This is a genomic window from Bradyrhizobium sp. Kon58 (genome assembly GCF_055807455.1).
Genome location: NZ_JBVVOT010000080.1, coordinates 1 through 2,123 on the forward strand (window position 1 = coordinate 1; position 2,123 = coordinate 2,123).

At 63.0% G+C, this 2,123-nt stretch carries 2 protein-coding genes; both read right to left on the reverse strand.

Going from position 1 to position 2,123, the window contains the following annotated elements; all coding sequences use genetic code 11:
- Positions 1–929 (reverse strand): AAA family ATPase (locus tag AC0L20_RS39460; RefSeq protein ID WP_473295582.1); only part of this gene is annotated, 929 nt, incomplete at its 3' end.
- Between the two features lie 282 nt (positions 930–1,211).
- A partial coding sequence (locus tag AC0L20_RS39465; protein WP_473295583.1) for an efflux RND transporter permease subunit occupies positions 1,212–2,123 on the reverse strand: 912 nt, incomplete at its 5' end.

Here is a 2,123-nt window from a genome sequence, read left to right on the forward strand (position 1 = left end):
CTAAACCGACTGACCGTCAGCCCATAACCGCCGCCGCCTGACCGGCTCAGGCCGTCACCAAAATTTGGCGATAGCTCGAACACCGCGAGCAGGCAGATGTATTTCAGTGTCCCGTCGGATAGTTCATGAGCCCTGAACGGCCGCGGCATATCCGGCAATTGCAGATCGAATTCACACCTGCCGTTTTCTTCCCATGCGCGGAGTTCGGCGCCCGGGAATGCATCCTGGATTGCGTCCTGCAGGTCGTTGGCGTCTTCCCGAATGACGTAGAGGGTCGCCAGGGTGGCAGCCAAATCGATGCCATCGGCGCTGAGCGAGGGCGTTGCGATCGCGAGACAAGGCTTTCGTATCGGTGACGCCGGATCAGTGCGGAAGTCATGATAGAATCGCCAGCCCAGCATGGCATTTCTGATCAGGTCGATTTCCGGGCATTGCTTGCCGTCGGAAAAAGCCGCAAGCGCGGTCTCCGACGGCAGCACCGCATCCTTGTGAGCGTTCCAGGCGCCGCTCTCGCCGCGGACGCTGATGAGCGAATTGACCCGCTCCATCAGCTTGACCGTGCGTTTGCCGCGCGTCGTTTCGATCGTTTCGGCCTTGATCATCGGCTCGCCGGAAAACGCGGCCTGGAGCGGGCTCGGAAACCCGAGCTCGATGGAATATCTCATGCTGTCGAATGTGGCCGACAGCCGCAGCCGCCCGTCTTCGCCTTTTTTGCGAATGCCGGACCAGCAGACCGAATTCAATCCGCCTTCATCGGCGATCGTGCGGGTGATTTGACCGGTCGCCGCGTCGCGCAACAGCGACAAGGACTTGTAGAGATTGGACTTGCCGACTCCATTTTCGCCGATGAACACCGACAAGGGGTGGATGGGTATGGAGAGCCGCCGAATGGAGCGATAGTTCGAGATCGCAATGTCAGTCGGACGCATGACGTGCTCTCGATCGGCGGGCGCCTGTGCATTCGCGGGCAGGGTGCGAATACGTTGTTTCAATCCAGGGATGCAGTGTGGATTGAGGCCTCCGAGAAATCAAGCCGACCGATCCGGCGTTCAGTGGCCGCCTCTCACCGGCGCAAACCCGACCGTCATCATCCGCGAAGGCGGATGATCCAGTATTCCAGAGACATCTGTTGGGTACGGAAAGGCCGCGGCGTACTGGATGCCCCGCCCCCCGTGCGCAATTGCGCACTAGGCGGGGCATGACACCTCACCTTACGGCTTGGCCGGCGCGGGCGGCCCGTACATCTCGGCCTTCTTCGCCGCCTTCTCCCGATCCCCGCCCAGCACGCGCTGCACCGAGACGAAGAACACCGGCACCATCAGCAGCGCCAAAATCACCACCGCGATCATGCCGCCCATGACGATGCTGCCGAGTGCCTGCTGGCTGGCGCCGCCGGCGCCGTGTGCAATGGCCATCGGCAGCACGCCGCAGATGAAGGCGAGGCCGGTCATCAGGATCGGGCGGAAGCGCAGGCGGCAGGCCTCGATGGTGGCCTCCACCAGCGGCTTGCCTTCTTTCCGCAGATCCTTGGCGAACTCGATGATGAGGATCGCATCCTTGGCCGCCAACCCGATGATGGTGATCAGGCCCACGGTGAAATAGACGTCGTTGGGCAGCCCGCGCAGCATCGCCGCGACCACGGCGCCGACGATGCCGAGCGGCACGGTGAGCAGCACCGCGAGCGGAATGGTCCAGCTCTCGTAGAGCGCGGCGAGACACAGGAACACCACGAATACCGAAAGCCCGAGCAGGAACGGCGCCTGCGAGCCCGACAGCTTCTCCTGCAGCGACTGCCCGGTCCATTCATAGCCGAAGCCGCGCGGCAGCTTGCCGGCGAGCCGTTCCATCTCGGCGATGGCATCGCCGGAGGTGAAGCCGGGTTTTGCTTCGCCGGAGATGCGGACCGCCGGGTAATAGTTGAAGCCGGCGATCTGGGTCGGACCGCGCGCCCATTCCACGGTGGCAAAGGACGAGAACGGCACCAGCTGACCGCGGCTGTTCTTGACGTTGTAGTTGAGGATGTCCTCGGTCCGCATGCGGTCGCGTGCATCGGCCTGCACCACGACGCGCTGCATGCGGCCGCGGTTCGGGAAGTCGTTGATGTAGTTCGAGCCGAGATTGGT